22 protein-coding genes are annotated in these 20,106 nt (G+C 69.6%); 10 read left to right on the top strand and 12 right to left on the bottom strand.

Annotation, left to right across the window (positions count from 1 at the left end):
* Positions 1–17 precede the first annotated feature (17 nt).
* Together AC07OZ_RS23695 and ubiB are read left to right on the top strand one after the other, a co-directional pair.
* Positions 18–551: a hypothetical protein gene (locus tag AC07OZ_RS23695; protein ID WP_495469524.1), complete on the top strand. Its 534-nt coding sequence runs from the start codon at positions 18–20 to the stop codon at positions 549–551.
* A gap of 25 nt (positions 552–576) precedes the next feature.
* Positions 577–2,130, top strand: coding sequence for a ubiquinone biosynthesis regulatory protein kinase UbiB (ubiB, locus tag AC07OZ_RS23690; protein WP_495469523.1), 1,554 nt, complete (start codon positions 577–579; stop codon positions 2,128–2,130).
* 41 nt (positions 2,131–2,171) lie between these two features.
* On the opposite strand, the gene AC07OZ_RS23685 is transcribed toward ubiB, so the two are convergent.
* The 6 genes from AC07OZ_RS23685 to AC07OZ_RS23660 all read right to left on the bottom strand — a co-directional run bounded on the left by AC07OZ_RS23685 (position 2,172) and on the right by AC07OZ_RS23660 (position 5,043).
* Positions 2,172–2,894, bottom strand: a complete 723-nt coding sequence (locus AC07OZ_RS23685; RefSeq protein WP_495469522.1) for a sigma-70 family RNA polymerase sigma factor — start codon at positions 2,892–2,894, stop codon at positions 2,172–2,174.
* Positions 2,869–3,426, bottom strand: a complete 558-nt coding sequence (sctJ, locus tag AC07OZ_RS23680; protein ID WP_495469521.1) for a type III secretion system inner membrane ring lipoprotein SctJ — start codon at positions 3,424–3,426, stop codon at positions 2,869–2,871. Before sctJ ends, AC07OZ_RS23685 begins: the two co-directional genes overlap by 26 nt.
* Positions 3,426–3,788, bottom strand: a complete 363-nt coding sequence (locus tag AC07OZ_RS23675) for a hypothetical protein (protein ID WP_495469520.1) — start codon at positions 3,786–3,788, stop codon at positions 3,426–3,428. The genes sctJ and AC07OZ_RS23675 overlap by 1 nt, the downstream gene beginning before the upstream one ends.
* Positions 3,789–3,801: 13 nt before the next feature.
* Positions 3,802–4,404: a hypothetical protein gene (locus tag AC07OZ_RS23670; protein WP_495469519.1), complete on the bottom strand. Its 603-nt coding sequence runs from the start codon at positions 4,402–4,404 to the stop codon at positions 3,802–3,804.
* Positions 4,405–4,496: 92 nt separating this feature from the next.
* Positions 4,497–4,778, bottom strand: a complete 282-nt coding sequence (locus AC07OZ_RS23665; RefSeq protein ID WP_495469518.1) for a hypothetical protein — start codon at positions 4,776–4,778, stop codon at positions 4,497–4,499.
* A 61-nt stretch (positions 4,779–4,839) separates the two neighbouring features.
* Complete coding sequence (locus tag AC07OZ_RS23660) at positions 4,840–5,043, bottom strand: hypothetical protein (protein WP_495469517.1); 204 nt, start codon at positions 5,041–5,043, stop codon at positions 4,840–4,842.
* A gap of 183 nt (positions 5,044–5,226) precedes the next feature.
* Between AC07OZ_RS23660 and AC07OZ_RS23655 the strand changes: the two genes are divergently transcribed.
* The 4 genes from AC07OZ_RS23655 (at position 5,227) to aspS (ending at position 9,787) form a co-directional block, all read left to right on the top strand.
* Positions 5,227–6,711: a high affinity choline transporter 1 gene (locus AC07OZ_RS23655; RefSeq protein WP_495469516.1), complete on the top strand. Its 1,485-nt coding sequence runs from the start codon at positions 5,227–5,229 to the stop codon at positions 6,709–6,711.
* Between the two features lie 50 nt (positions 6,712–6,761).
* Positions 6,762–7,130 carry an FmdB family zinc ribbon protein gene (locus AC07OZ_RS23650; RefSeq protein WP_495469515.1) on the top strand — a complete coding sequence of 123 codons (369 nt, stop codon included), beginning with the start codon at positions 6,762–6,764 and terminating at the stop codon, positions 7,128–7,130.
* Between the two features lie 20 nt (positions 7,131–7,150).
* Positions 7,151–7,828 (top strand): DUF502 domain-containing protein, encoded by a 678-nt coding sequence (locus AC07OZ_RS23645; RefSeq protein WP_495469514.1) that lies wholly within the window; start codon positions 7,151–7,153, stop codon positions 7,826–7,828.
* 165 nt (positions 7,829–7,993) lie between these two features.
* Positions 7,994–9,787 carry an aspartate--tRNA ligase gene (gene aspS, locus AC07OZ_RS23640; RefSeq protein ID WP_495469513.1) on the top strand — a complete coding sequence of 598 codons (1,794 nt, stop codon included), beginning with the start codon at positions 7,994–7,996 and terminating at the stop codon, positions 9,785–9,787.
* Between the two features lie 75 nt (positions 9,788–9,862).
* On the opposite strand, the gene AC07OZ_RS23635 is transcribed toward aspS, so the two are convergent.
* On the bottom strand, positions 9,863–10,372 hold the full coding sequence (locus tag AC07OZ_RS23635; protein WP_495469512.1) for a hypothetical protein: 510 nt from the start codon (positions 10,370–10,372) through the stop codon (positions 9,863–9,865).
* A 218-nt stretch (positions 10,373–10,590) separates the two neighbouring features.
* On the opposite strand from AC07OZ_RS23635, the gene AC07OZ_RS23630 reads away from it, so the two are divergent.
* Positions 10,591–12,180 carry an ATP-binding protein gene (locus AC07OZ_RS23630; protein WP_495469511.1) on the top strand — a complete coding sequence of 530 codons (1,590 nt, stop codon included), beginning with the start codon at positions 10,591–10,593 and terminating at the stop codon, positions 12,178–12,180.
* Positions 12,181–12,209: 29 nt separating this feature from the next.
* Here the strand turns inward: AC07OZ_RS23630 and AC07OZ_RS23625 are convergent, their stop codons facing one another.
* The 3 genes from AC07OZ_RS23625 to AC07OZ_RS23615 are packed head-to-tail and all read right to left on the bottom strand — an operon-like array spanning position 12,210 to position 13,941.
* Positions 12,210–12,911, bottom strand: a complete 702-nt coding sequence (locus tag AC07OZ_RS23625; RefSeq protein WP_495469510.1) for a flagellar basal body L-ring protein FlgH — start codon at positions 12,909–12,911, stop codon at positions 12,210–12,212.
* Between the two features lie 14 nt (positions 12,912–12,925).
* On the bottom strand, positions 12,926–13,525 hold the full coding sequence (locus AC07OZ_RS23620; protein WP_495469509.1) for a cell division protein FtsI: 600 nt from the start codon (positions 13,523–13,525) through the stop codon (positions 12,926–12,928).
* Between the two features lie 2 nt (positions 13,526–13,527).
* Entirely contained in the window at positions 13,528–13,941 is a 414-nt protein-coding gene (locus AC07OZ_RS23615) for a hypothetical protein (protein WP_495469508.1), read from the bottom strand.
* Between the two features lie 303 nt (positions 13,942–14,244).
* Between AC07OZ_RS23615 and nudB the strand changes: the two genes are divergently transcribed.
* Genes nudB through clsB form a run of 3 tightly spaced genes read left to right on the top strand, consistent with a single transcriptional unit; the run spans position 14,245 to position 16,912 of the window.
* Positions 14,245–14,817, top strand: a complete 573-nt coding sequence (gene nudB / locus AC07OZ_RS23610; protein ID WP_495469507.1) for a dihydroneopterin triphosphate diphosphatase — start codon at positions 14,245–14,247, stop codon at positions 14,815–14,817.
* A complete protein-coding gene (locus AC07OZ_RS23605; RefSeq protein ID WP_495469506.1) occupies positions 14,814–15,641 on the top strand; it encodes an endonuclease/exonuclease/phosphatase family protein in 828 nt (275 codons plus the stop codon). The genes nudB and AC07OZ_RS23605 overlap by 4 nt, the downstream gene beginning before the upstream one ends.
* Positions 15,638–16,912 (top strand): cardiolipin synthase ClsB, encoded by a 1,275-nt coding sequence (gene clsB, locus AC07OZ_RS23600; RefSeq protein WP_495469505.1) that lies wholly within the window; start codon positions 15,638–15,640, stop codon positions 16,910–16,912. Before AC07OZ_RS23605 ends, clsB begins: the two co-directional genes overlap by 4 nt.
* A 211-nt stretch (positions 16,913–17,123) precedes the next feature.
* Here the strand turns inward: clsB and AC07OZ_RS23595 are convergent, their stop codons facing one another.
* Complete coding sequence (locus tag AC07OZ_RS23595) at positions 17,124–18,398, bottom strand: alpha/beta hydrolase (RefSeq protein WP_495469504.1); 1,275 nt, start codon at positions 18,396–18,398, stop codon at positions 17,124–17,126.
* A 148-nt stretch (positions 18,399–18,546) separates the two neighbouring features.
* On the bottom strand, positions 18,547–20,106 hold the full coding sequence (gene hutH / locus AC07OZ_RS23590; protein WP_495469503.1) for a histidine ammonia-lyase: 1,560 nt from the start codon (positions 20,104–20,106) through the stop codon (positions 18,547–18,549).

Raw genomic sequence — 20,106 nt, 5'->3', positions numbered from 1 at the left:
TGCCTACAATCCGCCCCATGCTTCAAGAATGGTCCAAGCTCCTCGCCCCCGCGGTCCAGGATCGCATCACGCTGTTGCTCAACCATGTCATGTCCCGCGAGCCCGTCGCCACCGCGCGCCTGGCCCCGCACACGGGCAAGACATTGCGACTGCGCCTGGCCGGCTGGCCGGCGATGCTGCCGGCCGCACCGGATCTGCGCCTGCGTGTCACCCCGGCCGGTCTTCTGGAACGGATGGGCGACGAGGATGCCCCTAGGCAAGAAGCGGACCTGCTCATCGAGCTGGACGCCTCCAACCCTGCCGCGGCCGCCTTCGCGGCGCTGTCGGGCGCGCGTCCGGAGGTGCGGGTGCAGGGCGACGCGCAACTCGCCGGCGACTTCAACTGGCTGATCGATCACGTGCGCTGGGACGTCGAGGACGACCTGGCGGCCATCACCGGCCCGGCCGTGGCGCACCAGCTGGGCCGCTTCGGCCGCGCCGCCGCCGCGGCGATGGCGGCGCTGGCCCGCACGGCGGGCCGCTTCATGCCCGACGGCCAAGGCCGGGCATGAGCCCGTCCCGGAACGAGGACGGGGCATGAGGTACCTGTCCCGCCTGCTGGTCATCGTCTGGACCCTCTACCGGCACGGGCTGGACGAGCTGGCGCTGTCCACGCTCAAGCGCCGCCGGTTCCGCTTCCTGCGCCGGCTGATCACGGTCGGCCGCGCCTGGGACCAGCCCCGCGGCATGCGCCTGCGGCTCGCGCTGGAGCGGCTCGGGCCGATCTTCGTCAAGTTCGGCCAGCTGCTGTCCACGCGGCGCGACCTGGTGCCGCCCGACATGATCGAGGAACTGTCCCGGCTGCAGGACAACGTGCCGCCGTTCCCGGCCGAGCTGTCGCGTGAACTGATCGAGCGCGCCTTCGGCCGCCGCATCGAGGAGCTGTTCGCCACCTTCGACGCCGAGCCGGTGGCCAGCGCCTCGATCGCGCAGGTCCACTTCGCGACCTTGCATGACGGGCGTGAAGTCGCCGTCAAGGTGCTGCGTCCGGGCATGCTCGACATCATCGAGGACGACCTGGCCCTGATGCGCACGCTGGCCGGCTGGGTGGAACGTTTCTCGGCCGACGGCCGGCGCTTGAAGCCGCGCGAGGTCGTCGCGGAGTTCAACACCTATTTGCACGACGAACTGGATCTGGTGCGCGAGGCCGCCAACGCGGCCCAGCTCCGCCGCAACATGCAGGACCTGCAGCTGGTGATGGTGCCGGAGATGATCTGGGAGCTCTGCCGCAGCGAGGTCATCGTGATGGAGCGCATGCGCGGCGTGCCGATCTCGCAGCTCGAGCGGCTGCGCGACGCCGGCGTCGACATCCGGAAGCTGGCCCGCGACGGCGTGACGATCTTCTTCACGCAGGTCTTCCGCGACGGCTTCTTCCATGCCGACATGCATCCCGGGAACATCCAGGTCAGCCTGGATGCGCCCACCTTCGGCCGCTACATCGCGCTGGACTTCGGGATCATCGGCACGCTGACCGAGGTCGACAAGGACTACCTGGCGCAGAACTTCATCGCCTTCTTCCGCCGCGACTACAAGCGCGTCGCCGAGTTGCACATCGAATCCGGCTGGGTGCCGCCCGAGACCCGCGTCGATGAACTCGAGGGCGCGGTGCGCACCGTGTGCGAGCCGCACTTCGACAAGCCGCTGAAGGACATTTCGCTGGGTCAGGTGTTGATGCGCCTGTTTCAGATCTCCCGCAGATTTAACGTGGAGATTCAGCCGCAGCTGGTTTTGCTGCAAAAAACGCTGCTCAACATTGAAGGATTGGGCAGGCAGCTCGATCCTGAACTGGACCTCTGGGCGACGGCCAAGCCCTTCCTCGAGCGCTGGATGGACGAGCAGATCGGCTGGCGCGCCTTCCTGCGCCAGTTGAAGAAGGAGGCACCGCGCTTTGCGCAGATGGTGCCGGAGTTCCCCCGGCTGATGCACGAGGTGCTGCGCCAGCGCGCCGAGGACGGCCATGCCGACCTCACGCGCCAGCTGCTGGTGGAGCAGCGCCGCACCAATCATCTGCTGCAGGCACTGCTGTGGGGCGTGGGCGGCTTCATGCTCGCCCTCGTGCTGACCCAGTTGGCGATGCGCTGGATCGACTGAGGGCGAGCGTCGGCGCGGAGCGCCCACGCAAGACGCCCCTCTCAGGTCGCGTAGTCGGCGAAGCCCTGCTTGAGCCGCGAACGGAGCAGGGTCCGGACCCGGTTCACGCGTGATCGCACCGTGCCGATCGGGATCGCCTGGATCTCGGCGACATCGCGGTAGGACTCTTCCTGCAGGCAGGCCAGGTCGAAGGTGCCGCGAAGATCCGGCGACAGCCCGGACAAGGTCACGTCGACGATGCCGGCGAGCTGCCGGTAGGCGACCTGCTGGCTGACGTCCATCGAGGAATCGCGCGGCCGGTGCGCCGACTCCGAGTCCATCATATGGGGCGACTCATCCAGGCTCTCCATCTGCCCGCTGCGCTTGGAGCAGCGCGCCACGTGGTTGCGTGCGACGTTGGCGGCGATCCCGAAGAACCAGGTCTCCACCGACGAGCGCGCCTGGAAGCGGTCGGCGCAGCGCGTCGCCTCCAGCATCGCATCCTGGATGATGTCGTCGAGCTCGCCCGGCGAGCGCTCGTAGCGCCGCAGGAAGCGTTTGAGCTTGCTGGAATCGCTGCGCGAATCCCGCGCGATCTTGACGATGTGGGTCAGCACCAGTTGCTGGCGTTGCCGGACGAGCTCCGGGTCCACGGGCTCGATCGGCTCGATCTGCCCGGTCTTGTCGATCGGTTCGGCCGGCCCCGTCAGCTCGAGCAGTTCGACCTGCTCGACGGCCTGGCCGGGATCCGTGTTGTCGTCATTGGCTTCGGTGGAGTGGTTCATTGCTGGTCACCACCAGCTTGCGGATGCGGGGCTCGTAGGCGGCCGTGTCCCAGCCCGGCACGTGCTTGATCAGGATCGAGCAGGAGGACGGCAGCACCGGTTCGCCGGGGACGATGCGCTCCGGCAGCACGGGGTGGACCCGCGCGAGCACCACGCCGTCGATCTGCGACAGCGTGCTCTCGAGTTCCTGGGCCAGCGCCGAGAGGAAGCGGGCGCGTTCCTCGGTCGGCGTGGAGATCATGCCGTCCTTCTTGAACACGTCGCCCATGCGCGTGAAGGCGCTGCGCGGCAGCCCGGCCGCCTGCAGGATGGCGACTGCCGACGCGAACCGGTCCTGCGGCACGCGCACGGCGAAGAGCTGCTTGCCGGCGGGCGCCTTCGCGACATCGAGGCCGTGGCGGTCGAGTTCCGCGGTGATCTCGTTGGCGTCCTTCTCGTTCAACCCGGTGTAGAGGTCGACCGAGCCGGAGCAGCCCGCGAGCAGCGCCGCCAGGGCCATCGATGCGGCGGGAAGCCGTCCGGCGCGCCTCATCAGGCGGCCGTCGCGACTTCTTTGATCGTCGACCCGATCTTGCCGAGCGCCTTGGCGACCAGCGTGGACCGGTAGTCGAGTTCCTGCATCTGCTGCGCGATCAACGGGGCGATGCTGGCGTCGCCGGTGCGTCTCATGCGGTCCTGCAGGTGGTCCAGGCGGGCCTTGGACGCTTCCACCGAGGCCGCCAGACCCGCCATGGCCTGGGGATCCCGCGCCTGGGCGAGTGCCAGCGACAGGGGGCGCTGGATGCGGGCCACCTGGTCCACGGCCTGGGCGAACCGGGTGCCGCCCGGGGAGCGCGCGGAGGGGCTGCTGCTGACCGCGTCGACGCTGCGGCCGGGGCCGAAGGGGATCTCCATGGCGTCTCCCCGTTCAGTCCTGGCGCATGGCCAGATCGAGGTCGATCAGCACGATGCGCTTGGCGGTTTCCAGCAGGTCCTGCATGAACGGCGTTTCCGCCGGCAGGGCGCTGAAGCTCGATTCGATGGTCTGGTGCAGTTCGCTGCCTTCGGCCAGGCCCATCTGGACCGCGGTCTTGTACAGCGACATGGCGCGGGCCATCGTGGCGAGGCCTTCGTCGGGCGCGTCGTCGGAAGCGTCGCCGGGAGCGTCGCCGGACGCGTCGCGGGAAGTGCCCTGCGACGCCATCGCCATCATGGCGGGATCGGGCTCGATCTCGCCGAAGCCCTCCTCCTTGGCGAGGTCGAACGCCGACTGCATGTCGAAGTCCGAGGGGGTGCGGTCCTGCGCGGAGCGGATGGCCTGCACGATGCGGCCGGTGGCCTGGTCGAGGATGCGTTCCTCGCGTTCATCGGGCGGCGTCGACTGGTCGGCGAAGGCGGTCCAGGTGCCGGCGCTCGTGGGCGCGGCAAAGATGTCGGGATGGCTGTCCATGAAGGCGGCGATGCAGGCTCGCTTCTCAAGGACGTGGGCCGGTACGGGGGCCTGTTCGGCTGCGGGAGCAAGTTCGATCATGGCGGTAGCGGAGTGAAGCGCGGCGCCGTGCGCCGCAGGAGCGGGCGGCGCCGCGCGGCGCCGCCCTGCGGGGAGGTCGGCGACCTAGGCCGTCACCAGCCGAAGCCGCGGCCGAAGCCACCGCCGAAGCCGAAGCCACCGCTGAAGCCGAAGCCGCCGAACCCGCCAATGCCACCGAAGCCGCGGAAGCAGTTCGCCATGTTCGCGGCGCAACTGCCCATGAAGGAGCCGCAGAAGCTCGATGCGAAATCCATGCCGCGGCCGAAGTAGCCGCGCGGGCCGCCCATGCCGCTCATGGGACCTTGGCGCATGCCGTCGTTGAGGCCCGTTTGATAGGCGAGTTGTTCTTTCAGGCGATTGACTTCTCCAGACATGAGAGAGTCCTTTCTTGATGTTCAAGGGGGAAGAACGAGCGCCTCTGGCGCTCACGGGGGGTCAGCGGAAGCTGACCTTGTCGATCGAGTTCATCATTGCGCCGGCCACCTCGAGGCGCGTGTCCGTCACCTTCTGGTTCAGGACGGCCAGCTGCTTGTTTCGGGTGACCTGCTGGCCGGCCTGGCCGACGTCGTCGCTCTGGTCCTGGGTCTGCTGGTTCGCGAAGAACTGCGAGGAGGGGTCGAAGCCCATTCCGTAAGACATGTGTTGATCCTTTCAAGGCGCGCGTGGGCGCTGAAACGATCAGTAGGAGCGACGGAAAGCGGAGTTCGCGGGGCGGGAGGAACCCGGGGCAGCAAGGGCTGGGGTTCCGGGGATAATCCGCGCGCCTTTTTGTGTGTGGACCCCCACACTTTTGCCTTCCCCGCATTCCCAAGGCCCGCTGCCATGCTCCTGACCCTGGTCATCCTCTACCTGCTAGTCACCATCGCGATCGGCCTGTGGGCCGCCCGGCGGGTGAAGAACACGGCGGACTTCGCCATTGCCGGGCGACACCTGCCCCTGGTGATGATCGTCACGACGACGTTCGCGACGTGGTTCGGCTCGGAGACCGTGCTGGGCATCCCGGCCAAGTTCGTGCAGACGGGGCTGAACGGCGTCGTCGAGGACCCCTTCGGCGCGGGCTCGTGCCTGATCCTGGTGGGCCTGTTCTTCGCGGCGAAGCTCTACCGGATGACGCTGCTGACGATCAGCGACTACTACCGCGAGCGCTACGGCCGCGTGGTCGAGGTGGTCTGCAGCTTCATCATCATCCTGTCCTACCTCGGCTGGGTGGCGGCGCAGGTCACGGCGCTGGGCCTGGTGTTCAAGCTGCTGTCGGGCGGCGCGATCAGCATCCCCGTCGGCATGATGATCGGCACCGCGTCCATCCTGGCCTACACGCTGTTCGGCGGCATGTGGTCGGTGGCCGTGACCGACTTCATCCAGATGATCATCCTGGTGGTCGGCCTGTCCATCATTGCCTGGTTCGCGGCCGACATGGCCGGCGGCGCGGACAAGGTCATCACGCTGGCCAGCAGCCAGGACATGTTCCGCTTCCTGCCCGAGCCGAGCTTCCACGACATCGTGTTCTTCCTCGGCGCGGCCGTGACGATGATGCTGGGCTCGATCCCGCAGCAGGACGTGTTCCAGCGCGTGATGTCGGCCAAGGACATCAAGGCCGCGACCCGCGGTCCGGTCATCGGCGGCCTCTGCTACATCCTGTTCGCCTTCGTGCCGATGTTCATCGTCGTCAGCGCGCTGATCATCATGCCGGAGGCCGCCAAGCAGTTGATCGCCGAGGATCCGCAGCAGGTCATCCCGCGCCTGGTGATGGACCGCATGCCCTTCGTGATGCAGGTGATCTTCTTCGGCGCGCTGCTGTCGGCGCTGAAGTCGACCGCCTCGGCCACGCTGCTGGCGCCGTCGGTGACCTTCGTCGAGAACATCTGGCGCCAGTTCTTCCCGCGTGTCTCGGACAAGCAGGAACTGCGCACCATGCGCATCGCGGTGCTGCTGTTCTCGGTCTGCGTCTGCGGCTACGCGATCGCGCTGCAGGGCACGTCGATCTACGAGATGGTCTCCGGCGCCTACCAGGTCACGCTGGTTGGCGCCTTCGTCCCGCTGGTCTTCGGCCTGTACTGGAAGCGCGCGACCACCCAGGGCGCGATCTTCGCGATCGTGCTGGGCGTGGTCGCCTGGCTGCTGTTCCTCATGACGCCGGCCGGCGAGCAGTTCCCGGCCCAGCTGGCGGGCCTGCTGGCGGGCATCGTCGGCATGCTGATCGGGTCGCTGGGACCGCAGGCCATCGCCGATGCGCACGGGTCGCACCACCGGCTGGCCGGTGTCCGGGCGGAAGGCGCGGCGAGCGGTGCGGCAGGCGTCGAGGCGTAGAGCCCGGGCCGCTCTATATAATTTCGGGTTTTGACCCGGTTGTCCCCCTCATGCCGATCTATGCCTACCGCTGTGGCGGCTGCGGTCACGCCAAAGACGTGCTGCAGAAGCTGTCCGACGCCCCGCTGACCGTCTGCCCCGCCTGTGGCGCGGAGAGCTTCTCGAAGCAGGTCACCGCCGCCGGCTTCCAACTGAAGGGCTCGGGCTGGTACGCGACCGACTTCCGCGGCGGCTCGACCGCGGCCGCGGCGACATCCGCGGCCGCGCCGGCCGCCGGTGCCGAAGGGGCCTCGAGCACGGGCGGCACGCCGGCCGCATCGTCCGCTTCTTCAGCCACTTCCGAATCTTCTTCCGGCTCGTCGGCCTCCTCCTCGGCATCGTCGGGCGGGGCCTGCGGCGGCTCCTGCGCCTGCCACTGACCTCGAGCCCGGACCCAGGCATGCGCAAATACATCATCACCGGCCTGCTGGTCTGGCTCCCGCTCGCGATCACCGTCTGGGTGCTGCTCTGGGTGCTCGGCATGATCGACGGCGTCTTCGTCTGGCTGCTGTCGGCCGTCGGCGCCGTGCTGCCGCTGGCCGCGCAGGAATCGCTCAAGCAGCTGCACGACATCCCCGGCCTGGGGGTGGTCGTCATGGTGGCGCTGCTGATGCTGACCGGCATGTTCGTCGCGAACATCTTCGGCCAGTGGTGGCTGCGCCAGTGGGACCGGCTGCTCTACAAGATCCCCATCGTCAAGAGCATCTACAGCTCGGTCAAGCAGGTCTCGGACACGCTGTTCTCGTCCAGCGGCAACGCCTTCCGCGAGGCGGTGCTGGTGCCGTACCCGCACCAGGGCTCCTGGACCATCGCCTTCGTCACCGGCACGCCGCGCGGCGAGGTCGCCCAGCAGCTGGGCACGCTCAGCGGCGCCGAGGCCGACGAGCACGTGGCGCTGTACGTGCCCACGACGCCCAACCCCACCTCGGGCTTCTTCCTGATGATGCCCCGGGCGCAATTGCGGCCTTTGGCGATGAGCGTCGACGAAGCGCTCAAATACATCATCTCGATGGGGGTGGTGGCGCCTCAAGGGGATCCTCCCGCGATCGTCCTGCCGGCCGAAGCCACCCGAAATTGACCGGGCTGAGCGCCCCGGCAAGCGCTCAGTCCTGAGGGTCCGTTGGACCCCGCCAGCGCCCTTGTGAATCGCTGGCCGCGCCCGTCGTCGAGCCCCGTGCCGACAACGCACCGAAGGCGCGCCGCCAGCCCCGCCCCGAACACTGAAGCATTTCCGGAGAACCCCATGCGTACCTGCTATGCCGGCCAAGTCAGCGAGAAGCTGCTGGACCAGACCGTGACCCTGATGGGCTGGGCCCATCGCAGCCGCGACCACGGCGGCGTCATCTTCATCGAACTGCGCGACCGCGAAGGCCTCGTGCAGGTCGTCTGCGACCCCGACCGCCCCGAGATGTTCAAGGTGGCCGAGAGCGTGCGCAGCGAGTTCTGCATCAAGGTCGTCGGCAAGGTGCGCGCGCGCCCGGCCGACAAGCAGAACAGCAACGTCGCCAGCGGCAAGGTCGAAGTCCTGTGCCACGAGCTGGAAGTGCTGAACCCGTCGGTGACGCCGGCCTTCCCGCTGGACGACGAGAACATCTCCGAGACCACGCGCCTGACGCACCGCGTGCTGGACCTGCGCCGCCCGTACATGCAGAACAACCTGATGCTGCGCTACCGCGTGGCCATGGAAGCGCGCAAGTTCCTGGACGAGCACGGCTTCGTCGACATCGAGACCCCGATGCTGACCAAGAGCACGCCGGAAGGCGCGCGGGACTACCTGGTCCCGTCGCGTGTCCATGACGGCATGTTCTTCGCGCTGCCGCAGTCGCCGCAGCTGTTCAAGCAGCTGCTGATGGTGGCGGGCTTCGACCGCTACTACCAGATCACCAAGTGCTTCCGCGACGAGGACCTGCGCGCCGACCGCCAGCCCGAATTCACGCAGATCGACATCGAGACCTCGTTCCTGGGCGAGGAAGAGATCCGCGCGATGTTCGAGGGCATGATCCGCCACGTCTTCCGCAAGGCGCTGAACGTCGAGCTGGGCGACTACCCGGTGATGAAGTACGCGGACGCGATGCACCGCTTCGGCTCCGACAAGCCGGACCTGCGCGTCAAGCTCGAGTTCACCGAACTGACCGACGTGATGGGCGACGTCGACTTCAAGGTCTTCTCCGGCCCGGCGACGACGCCCGGCGGCCGCGTGGTCGCGCTGCGCGTGCCCGGCGGCGCGACGATGAGCCGCGGCGAGATCGACAGCTACACCGAGTTCGTCAAGATCTACGGCGCCAAGGGTCTGGCCTGGATCAAGGTCAACGAAGTGGCCAAGGGCCGCGAGGGCCTGCAGTCGCCGATCGTGAAGAACCTGCACGACAAGGCGGTCGCGGACATCCTGTCGCGCACCGGCGCGCAGGATGGCGACCTGATCTTCTTCGGCGCGGACAAGGCCAAGGTCGTCAACGACGCGATCGGCGGGCTGCGCCTGAAGATCGGTCACAGCGAGTTCGGCAAGACCTCCGGCCTGTTCGAGGACAAGTGGGCGCCGCTGTGGGTCGTCGACTTCCCGATGTTCGAGGAAGACGAGGAGAACAAGCGCTGGGCCGCCGTGCACCACCCGTTCACCGCGCCGAAGGACGGTCACGAGGACCTGATGGTCACCGACCCGGGCAAGTGCGTGGCCAAGGCCTACGACATGGTGCTCAACGGCTGGGAACTGGGCGGCGGTTCGGTGCGTATCCACAAGGCCGACGTGCAGGCCAAGGTCTTCGAGGCGCTGAACATCAGCCCCGAGGAACAGCGCGTGAAGTTCGGCTTCCTGCTGGACGCGCTGCAGTACGGCGCGCCGCCGCACGGTGGCCTGGCCTTCGGCCTGGACCGTCTGGTGACGCTGATGACCAAGGCCGAGTCGATCCGCGACGTGATCGCGTTCCCGAAGACGCAGCGCGCGCAGTGCCTGCTGACCGGCGCGCCGTCCTTCGTCGACGAGAAGCAGCTGCGCGAACTGCACATCCGTCTGCGCAACCCAGGCGCGGCCACGGCCTGACGGCCTGACGAGCGTCAAGCCACAACGCCCCGAGGCTCGCGCCGTCGGGGCGTTTTCATTTGGACGACGCAGGCGTCAATCGAGCTTGTGCGTGTACCCGAAGCCGAAGGACTCGACGCTGGTGGGACTGTCGGAGCTGCGGCCCTGCAGGCTGCGTTCGCGCGACGGGCCGTAGTTGATGCCGGGCGAGCCGATGCGCTGTTCGCCGACACGCCGCGAATCGTGATGACGCAGCACCGTCCGGGTCTCCAGGGTCCCCTTGCCGGACGACACGGTCGAGAGCGTGCGCGAACGGTGCTCGAGGACGTCGCCGTCGGCCGTGTACTGGCGCTCCGTCTTGTCGATGGCCGGAGAAGACGGGCGGGTGGCGAGTCGCGTGATGAGGGGCGGCCGGTGCGGGGTCGATGCGGCGCCGGCATGCCGGGTGTGCAGGCCTGCGGACGCGGCCGGATGAGCGGGGATCGGGGGCGTCTCCGCGGCCGCGGGCAGCACGATGACCAGGCCGAAGATCGCGGCGGTGATCATGGTGGACAGCACGATGGCACAGGCGCTGCGGCTGGCGGGGAGGGGGTGGTGAGTTGTCATGGGAATGGGACGTCGAAGGAGGAGGTCGATCCTCCCGTGTTGACGGTCTGCTCTTCAATGGCATGAGTGAGTAGCGGTTCGTCGCTCACTCACATGAATGTGTGTGCGGGGCCCACTTATCAGTCGGATTCGATGAACAACGCCCCCGCGGGGGCATCCATCGGGGCGTTTATGCTCCTGTCGTTCCCCGCAATGGGGGCACATGGAACGGGACAGACATGGCGACGGGCGAGCGAGGAGAACGCGGGAGCAAGGGCAGGGACGGCCGCGCGCGGCAGGCGGGCGCGCGACGCGGCGCCGGCCCGGGCGGACGCGTGTCCCTGACGCCGCAGGCGCGCTGGGAACGGCTGGTCATGCGCCGTCCGGGCCTGGCCCTGCCGCGGCTGCAGCGGCTGATCGCGCGCGAGGGTGAGCCGCCGTTCCAGGCGCTGCTCGGCGCCTTCTTCATCCTCGAACGCTGGGGGCGCGGACCGGAGCTGCAGGCGGAACTGGAGCGCGCCATCGCCCGCGCGCTGCAGCACCGGCTGCTGGAAGAGGCGGCGGAACTCAGCGAGGCGCTGGGCCGCATGCACTACCAGCGCGGCGACTATGTCCAGGCCTGCAATGCCTGGAGCCAGACGCTGGAGCTGGCCGACGACGAGACCCGCTGGGCCTGTCTGGCCCGGATCGGCCTGGCGCACCTGTGTTTCGCGCTCGGCGACTGGGCGCGAGGCGGCCGGGTGCTGGACCAGGCCGAGCTGCACTATCCGCAGCTGGGCGACGATCCCTACATGCGGTCCAAGATCGCGCTGAACCGCGCGGTGTCGCTGCGCGCGACGCAGGGGCCTCAAGCCGCCTTGCCGCGCCTGGACGAGGCCCGCGCGGACGCGCGCGCCGTCGGCCACCGCGACTACGAGGCCGAGGCGATGTGGCACCACGCGCGCTGCGCGCGGGACAGCGGCGCGGTGGAGCATGCCCTGACCCTGGCGGCGGAGGCGGAGGATCTGTCGCGGCGCTGCCGCTACCGGTGGCTGCAGGCGCAGACGCTGCTGCTGATCAGCGAGCTGCGGCGCGGCACCGAGGCCGTGCCGCCCGCGCAGCAGGCGCTCGCGCTGGGCGAGGAGATCCAGTCGCGGTCCCTGCAGGCGGCGGCGCACGGTCGGCTGGGACAGCTGATGGCGGAGCAGGAACAGCTCGGACCGAGCTGGTATCACCAGCAGCAGCGGCAGCGGCTGGAGGCGACGCTCGGACAGACGGAACTGCCGGCGCGGCTGGAGCAGCTCGCGCGCTTCGACACCGATCCGCATGGCGCGGAAGGCTTGCTGCTGACGCTGGGACGTTCCGGCGCGGCGGTGGCAAGCGTCGCCGACGTCGAGATGCAATGGCAGCAGGCCCGGCCGCGGCTGCTGGAGGCCTTGGCGCTGACCGGACTGGATCTGCGCTGGACCGCGGCGGGGGCCGCCCCGCTCGTGGGGATGGCGGCGCGTCCCGGCCGCTCATCGCAGACGCTCTCGCTGAGGAACGCGGCAGGCGCGGTGGTGGGTGAGCTGGTGCTGGAACGCGCAGAGGGGGCCGTCTGGTCGCGCGCCGACCGCAGCCGGGCCGAACGGCTGGCCGGCTGGCTGCAGCGCTTGATCGCCCAACTGCCCGCGCCTCAGGCGCCGGGCGGCACGTCCGATGCCGCGGACCCGGGGGCGCAGGCGCGGGACCTGGTGGCGATGCTGGAGCGGCTCTCGAGCAGCGCCGGCGCCACGGACGCCGGCACGCGGCGCCCGGCTCTGGCCGAAGCGCTCGAACTCGCGCGGCGGCTCGCCGCCCGGCTCGCCTGAATCGACGTCCATCGCCGCGCGGGAGGCGATCACCAGATCGCCAGGCTCGATGTCAGCACCCGCTGAAGCCAGCTGCGCCGGGCCGCCTCGGACACCTCGCCCTTGCCGGCGATTTCCATCCGCGCGTTGACGACGTCCGCGGACTGGACCTGGTTGCCGCTGCGGATGTCCTGTGGGTTGACGACGCCTGAGAAGCGCAGCGTCTGCAGCCCGCCATTCATCGCGATGCTGCGCTCCCCGGCGACGACGAGGTGGCCGTTGGGCAGCACGTTGATCACGGACACGGCCATCTGGCCGCTGAGGCTGCCGCTGGCTTCGGTGTCGCCGCTGCCCTTGTACGAGTCGCTGCCCGACGCGGTGGCGTCGGCCTTGAGCAGCCGGTCGACGATGCCGACGTTGCTGGAACCGCCCGGTCCCTTGACCGCGAGCTTGTTGTCGCGGCTGGTATCGGTCTTGCTCTTCTGCGTGGCGCTGAGCGACTCGCTGATGGCGACCTTCAGCGAATCGCCGACCTGGCGCGCGCGGCGCTCGGTGGTGAAGAGCGAGGCCGCGGCCATGCCGGGCTGGTAGATCGCGCCGTTGTTGACGCGCTCGACATAGGCGCCGTCGGGCGGCGGCATCACCTGCACCGGGCCCTGCACCAGCGACTCGTGCGAGGCGCAGGCGCTCAGCAGCGCGGCGCCCAGCAGCAGTCCGCCGCGTCGTCGCGCGGCCGTGGAAACGTTGAACATGATTCCCTCCTCCCTCACCCTTCGAAGCCTGTGAGCAGCGCCCGCACCACCGGCGCGAGCTTGTTGCGCGTGCTGGCCCACTTGCCCATGCCGAGCGTCGCGTCGTCGCTGCGATAGCTGCTGGCGGCCATCAGGCGCCCGCCGGCGTCATGCAGGCTCAGCGTCGCCTGCGCGAGGTAGGGCCGGATCTGGTCCGACAGCGGTGGCTTGTCCCACTGCTGCAGACCCTGGTAGTGCACCCAGGCCGGGCAGGCCTCGTCGCCGGGGCGCACGCCGGCTTCGAAGACGCGGGCCTGGACCTCGTGATCGCGCAGCTCGGCGATCAGGGCCGGGACGAATTCGGGCAGCGCGAGCGAGCGGTTGTATTCGATGCAGACGCGCTCCGGGAGCGCCGCGTCGTGGAACACCGTCTGCGTCGCGCGCGCCGGCCCCTGGCCGATGGCCATCGTCGCCATGCCTGCCGTGGCCTTGGCCAGCTCGATGCTGGGCATCGGGCTCAGCAGCGAGCAGCCGGTCAGCGGCACCGCAATGCCCAGCGCGAAGGCTCGGACGAAGGCACGGGCACGGACGAGGGCGAGCGCACGGGCCAGGCCCGGGGCGGCGGCGGCGCGCATGGTCAGAGGATCTCGTCGATCAGCGCCTTGCCGGCCACGGCGCCCGCGGCGAGGTAGCCGCCGACGGTGCTGCCGAGCTCGCCGGCTTCCTTCATCACGGTGCTGGTGCCGCTGGCGACGGCGTCCTTCACGTCGCCGGCCAGTTCCTTCACCTCGGACAGGCCGGTCGAGATCGCGTGGCCCACGTCCTTGGCGCCGTCTTCGAGCGCCTGCAGGCCTTCCTCGCTCCAATGCACGACGGTGCTGACGGCGTTCTCGCCGCCCTGATAGGCGGCCTGCGCCAGGCCGATCGCGCCGGCGGCGACGGTGCCGTATTCGCGGGCGTTGATCTCGAAGCTGCCGCTGGGGCGGCTCGTGAGCTGACGGGAGGCGACCAGCGGAGCGCCGGTGCCGTTCGTGGTGGTGACGGTGGTCATGACCCCTCCGGGGTGGTGGTAGCGACGGAAGTCATTCTTCCGGGGGGCGGCACGGCGGATGCCCTCATGAACCGCGGCGTCCGCAGCCTCTACAAACTTTCTATATTTCCTGCCGCACATCTGCCGACGCCGTTGTTCGTCGACTGTGAACAAGCGTTGCCTTCGCGCTCGGCCCGTGTGTCGGGCACCGCGATGCGCCCGTTCATGTCGACTGTTTGTCGCGCGTGTGGGAGTCCATGTCGGCGGCGTGCCGGGCCCGGCACACGCCGGCCGCGCCATGACCCTGGGATATGCTTGCCCGCTATGAGCGACGTGCCTCTCGCCCCTCTCGGCCCTGCCGCCACCCCGCTCCCGGCCGCCGCCCCGACGGCTGCCGCCGAACTGGCTGCGCGTGCCTACAAGATTCCCGAGTCGGTGCTGGTCGTGATCCATACCGACACGCTGGACGTGCTGATGCTGGAACGCGCCGACCGGCCCGGTTTCTGGCAATGCGTGACCGGGTCGAAGGATGCGCTCGATGAACCCTTGAGCGACACCGCCCGCCGCGAGGTGCTGGAGGAAACCGGCATCCGCGTGCAAGACCTGGCCCCCGGGTCACTCGTCGACTGGCAGCTGGCCAACGTCTACGACATCTATCCGGTCTGGCGCCACCGCTACGCGCCGGGCGTGACGCGCAACACGGAGCACGTCTTCGGCCTCACGGTGCCGTCGGGCACGGCGGTGACGCTGGCGCCGCGCGAGCACCTCGATTTCCGCTGGCTGCCGTGGCGCGAGGCGGCGGACCTGTGCTTCTCGCCGTCCAATGCGGAGGCCATCCTCCAACTGCCCGCCCGCATCGCGCCGATCGTGGCGCGCCACGAAAGGGCCGCCCCATGATCCGCCGAACGCCGCGTCACGCGGCCCTGGCCAATTCGGCGACCACGGACACCTCGCCGGCCGACAGCGTCGGACGCCTGCGCGTCGCGACCTACAACATCCACAAGGGCGTGCGCGGGATGGGCCTGGGCAAGCGGCTGGAGATCCACAACCTGGGCATGGGCGTGCAGGCGCTGGACGCGGACCTGGTGTTCCTGCAAGAGGTCCGGCTGTTCCACCACCGCGAGGCGCGCCAGTTCGACCGGAGCTGGTTCGGCTGGCCGGAGCAGGGCCAGGCGGAGTTCCTCGCGCCGGAAGGCTACGAGGTGGCCTATCGCACCAACGCGGTCACCCGCCACGGCGAGCACGGCAATGCGCTGCTGTCGCGATATCCGCTGGGAGACATCGGCCACCACGACGTGTCGGACCATCGCTTCGAGCAGCGCGGGCTGCTGCACGTGCCGGTGCGCTGGCAGGGCACCGAGGTGCACGCGGTCGTCGCCCACCTGGGCCTGATCCATGGCAGCCGGGTGCGACAAATCCAGAAGCTGGCGGCCTTCATCGAGGACCATGTGCCGCACGGCGCGCCGCTGGTCGTGGCCGGTGACTTCAACGACTGGGGCGAGCGGCTGGAAGAGCCCATGCGAGCGACGGGCCTGAGCCGGGCAATGCTGCCGGGCGCCAAGCGTTCGCTGCCGACCTTCCCGTCGCGGGTGCCGGTGTTCTCGCTGGACCGGATCTACACGCGCGGTCTGCGCTGCGTCGACATGAAGGTGCCGCGCGGTCCGACGTGGGCGCGCATGTCCGACCACCTGCCGTTGCTCGCCGAGCTTGTGCTGACTTGAAGCGGACGCAGGAACCCCTCTTCCCGTGGACCCTGGGGTCCCAGCCCAGCTTCACCGGCGGCAACGCGGTGCGGCTGCTGTGCGGCGGCGATGCGCTGTTCCCGGCGCAGGTCGAGGCGATCGACCGGGCCGATCATGAGGTCTGGCTGGCGACCTACATCTTCCATGACGACGAGGCCGGCGCCGCGACCGTCGACGCCCTGAAGCGCGCGGCGCAACGCGGCGTGCGGGTGAGGGTGGTGGTGGATGGCTTCGGCTCGAAGGGCAGCCTGGGCTGGCTGCGGGGGCAGCTCGAAGGCACGGCGGTCGCGCTGGCGGTGTTCCGTCCGATCGACCGGTGGTGGAACTGGCTGCATCCCGGTCAGTTGCGGCGGCTGCATCAGAAGCTGTGCGTGGTGGATGGGGTCGTGGGTTTCGTCGGCGGCATCAACGTGATCGACGACCGCGTGGATCTGCACCATGGACGCACGGAGACCCCGCGGCTGGACTTCGCGGTGAGCGTCAGCGGGCCGGCGGTGCGGGCCATCGAGCAGGCGGCGCGTGCGGTGTGGACGCGCGCCTGGCTCGGCCACGATTTCGGCGACGAGATGCGGGCGATGATCCGCAGTGCCTCGCCGGCGCGGCGCGCGAAGCGACTGATGCGGCGCATCCGAATGCCGCGCGGGGAACACCGCCGGCGGGATCCCGACCGGCTGCCGCCGGTGCGCGCGGCCTTCGTGCTGCGCGACAACCTGCGACAGCGCCGCACGATCGAACGCGCCTATGTCGAGGCGATCCGCGCCGCGACCGCGCGGGTCGATCTCATCACGCCCTACTTCTATCCGGGGCAGCGCTTCCGCCGCGCGCTGAAGGACGCCGCGCAGCGCGGCGTCCAGGTGCGGCTGCTGCTGCAGGGCAAGGTCGACTACAAGATCGCCGCGCTGGCCGCGCACGCGCTCTACGACGAGCTGCTCGGGCACGGCGTCCAGATCTACGAGTACACGCCCGCCTTCCTGCACGCCAAGATCTGCGTCGTCGACAACGACTGGGCCACCATCGGCAGCTCCAACATCGATCCGCTGTCGCTGCTGCTCAACCTGGAAGCCAACGTCGTCGTGCGCGACGCGCCGTTCGCAGGCGACGTGGCGCGGGAGTTCGACGCGGCGGTGGCGAAGTCCCTGCGCGTCGAGCAGACGGCGGGGCGAGGGATTCGCGGCTTCCTCGGGCGCGCGCTGGTGGCGTGGGTCGCCTACGTCTACCTGCGGGTGGCGGGCGCTACCGGGCGCTACTGACGCGCGCTCCACGCGCCGCAGGAATTGCTCCCTCTCCCGCTTGCGGGAGAGGGCAGGGGTGAGGGCCAGCAGCCTCACGCACGAACTGACTGCGGGTTGCCAAGCGCGGGCACTCCACGCAGCAGGGGGCGTCCCTCCGGGAACCCCCAGCAGCATTCCGGCCCCACTCGCAGTCGCTGACTTCATCGGCTTGGGACCGATGACTGCGGAGTCACTTGGTGTAGGTACCAGGGCCTGGCGGCATCGAGGGTCGGACGCCGGTGGGGAACGGATCCTGCTGCGTGCTGTTGGCCGAGCCGGTCCTGGCGTTGAACTGCTTGTCGATGAATCTCAGCATCGGTTCGACGCGTGCGGCCCAACTGCCCTCGTCGTGTCCGGCACCCTCGGCCTCGAGGTAGCCGATGTCGGCACCCGCCCAGCCTCGTGCGGACAACACCGACCGCAATTTGCGCAGCTGCTTGATCGAGTCCGGACCTTCGTTCGTGCCCATGTCCAGCCACAACTTCGGGCGTGGCTGCGACATCGGCAGTGGCGTCTTCTGCGTGTCGCGGATCGGGAACTCGTCGTCCCACCACAGTGACGGCGACACCACCAGCGCCGTGCCGAATACGTCGCCATGGTGCACGGCGAGCCACAGGCTCACGATGCCGCCCAGCGAGGACCCGCCCACCGCCGTGTGCGCCGCATCGGGCAAGGTGCGGTAACGCGCGTCGATGGAGGGCTTGAGCTGTTCGATCAGGTAGCGCGCATAGGCCGGCGCGAGACCGCCGCGCGTCTGGCCCTCGAAGGTTCTCGCGGTCGCGGTGTACTCGTCGATGCGGCGCGAGGTGTTGTTGACCGCGACGATGATCAGCGGCTGGATCTGGCCGTCGACGACCAGGCGCTGCGCGGTCTCGTCGACCTGCCACTCGGCGCCCGCGGCGGCGGCGTCGAAGACGTTCTGGCCGTCATGCAGGTAGAGCACCGGATAGCGGCGCTCGGTGTCGCGCTCGTAGTTGGGCGGCAGCCAGACCTGCACCGGACGCTGGGCGACGAAGTTGCCAGGCAGCGGAGCCAGCCGTTCGATGGTGCCGGCGCGGCTCAGCGAGATCGGCGCACCGGGGGCGTTGAAGGCGCGGGTGACGCGCACCTCGTCGGCGACCAGTTCCAGCGACCGGTTGGAGCCGGTCTCCCAGTCGCCTTCCGGATCGTTCTGGCCGGGATGCTCGACGTGGAACTTGTAGGGCACGTTGCCGCCGGGCGGGATGCGCTCGAAGACGGCGGTGGCGCTGTACCAGCCGTCGCGTCCCAGCCCCGCGGCCGGCGCGACCAGCGAGCGTCCCCAGTTGAGCGGCGCCGCGCCGCCGCGCACGCCGACGATGTCCTTGGCCGGGTCGAAGCGGCCGGCGGCGATCTCCTCGCGCATGTCGATGTCGAAGACGACCTTGGTGGCGGCGAAGGCGTGCGGCGCGACGAGCATCGCCGCGATCAGCAGCAACAGGCTCATTACGAAGCGCACAAGCAGGGGCGAAGCGCGTTCCGGCGCGGGGAGGGTGGAAACGCGAACGGCGCGCGGTGAGCGCGCCGTCGAGGCGGTGTGTGGCATGCGGGACTCGCGCGGAGGTGGCGGGCGAGGCCCGCCGAGGCCTCGGATATTAGTCCAGCACGACCATCTCTGTGCGCGCGCGAAGGAGCGCGGCCGGACCGCGCGGACCGTCGTCGTTGACCAGCACGAAGGCGCGTTCGATGTCAGGCGCCAGATAGTGGTCGGTGGACATCGCCGGGCAGCGCTCGCGCAGCAGCGCGTGCACGTCCTCCAGCGGCGCGGAACTGCGCAGCGGCCGCAGGAATTCGATGCCCTGCGCGGCGGCCAGCAGCTCGATGGCGACGATGTGCGCAGTGTTGTCCAGCATCGGGCCCAGGCGACGCGCGCCGAAGGTGGCCATCGAGACGTGGTCCTCCTGGTTGGCGGAGGTCGGCAGGCTGTCGACGCTCGCGGGATGCGCCAGCGACTTGTTCTCGCTGGCCAGCGCCGCGGCGGTGACGTGCGCGATCATGAAGCCGGAGTTGAGGCCGGCGTTTTCGGTCAGGAAGGCGGGCAGGCGAGAGACGCCGGTGTCGATCAGCATGGCGATGCGGCGCTCGGCGATCGCGCCCACTTCGGCGATCGCGCAGGCCAGCGCGTCGGCGGCGAGGGCCACCGGCTCGGCGTGGAAGTTGCCGCCGCTGACCATCGCGGCCGGGCCGTCCTCGGGCGCGAACACGAGCGGGTTGTCGGTCACCGCGTTGGCTTCGCGCAGCAGCACGTCGCGGACGTAGCGGGACTGGTCCAGGCAGGCGCCCATGACCTGCGGCTGGCAGCGCAGGCAATAGGGGTCCTGCACGCGGTCGTCGCCGTCGCGATGGGACTGGCGGATCGGGCTGCCGGCGAGCAGCGCGCGGTAGGCAGCGGCGGTCTCGATCTGGCCGGGCTGGCCGCGCACCTCATGGATGCGGGGATCGAAGGGACCATCGCTGCCGCGCGCAGCGTCCAGGCTCAACGCGCCGCTGACGACGGCGGCGGCGTAGACGGTCTCGAAGCGCAGCAGGCCTTCGAGCGCCAGCGCCGTCGAGGTCTGCGTGCCGTTGATCAGGGCCAGGCCTTCCTTGGCCTCGAGCACCAGCGGCTTCAGGCCGGCTTTCTCGAGTTCCGCGAGCGCGGGCTTGCGCTGGCCGTCGACCAGCATCTCGCCTTCGCCCATCAGCGCCAGCGTCATGTGCGACAGCGGCGCGAGGTCGCCCGAGGCGCCCACCGAGCCCTGCGCGGGCACGTAGGGCACGAGGCCGGCGTTGAACGCGTCGAGGATGCTCTGGACGACCGTCTCGCGCACGCCGGAGAAACCGCGCGCCAGCGAGGCGGCCTTCATCGCCAGCATCAACCGCACGACCGGCGGCGCCAGCGGCGCGCCGACGCCGACGCAGTGCGAGCGGATCAGGTTGCGCTGCAGGGCGGCCAGTTCGTCCTTGCCGATGCGCTTGGACGCGAGCTTGCCGAAGCCGGTGTTGACGCCGTAGACCGGGTCATCGCCGGCTGCTGCGGCTTGCACGACGGCGGCGCCGCGGCGGATCGCCGGCCAGGCGTCGGCGTGCAGCGCGAGCGTCACGCCGCCGGCGCGGATGCGGCGCAGCTGCTCCAGCGAGAGCTTGCCGGGATTGAGTTCGAGGGAAGTCGTCAT

This window comes from Roseateles sp. GW821-FHT09G03, from assembly GCF_059416045.1.
Note: the sequence above shows the minus strand (reverse complement) of the source record. Positions and strands in the feature narration are given on the sequence as shown.